Annotated in this window: 1 pseudogene; it reads right to left on the reverse strand. The window is 38.0% G+C overall.

Annotated features, from left to right (window positions below):
- Nucleotides 1-48: 48 nt before the first annotated feature.
- Nucleotides 49-242: pseudogene (locus CWB77_RS18105) on the reverse strand (exonuclease sbcCD subunit D); the annotation flags it as partial.

Below are 242 nucleotides of genomic sequence, written 5' to 3' on the forward strand. Positions count from 1 at the left end.
CGTCATATTCATTGGAGGCTTATTTTAGAATAAGTACGGCGGTTATTGTCAAAGTAGCTGCTCCTGTGCAAGTTCATCAATAACGTTGGTTAAAAGTGCTTTTAATTCACTGGGTACGGTTTCTCCGGCCCTATCTTTGGCGTTATTAAATGAAGGTTCTAGCAAATTAATGCGTTTGAGAATTTCCACAAAGCTTAAATACTCAAATAACGGTTCTGAAGAATTACTCACTTTCTGATCGC

The organism is Pseudoalteromonas sp. S1610, from assembly GCF_005887465.1.
Taxonomy (GTDB): Bacteria; Pseudomonadota; Gammaproteobacteria; order Enterobacterales; family Alteromonadaceae; genus Pseudoalteromonas; species Pseudoalteromonas undina.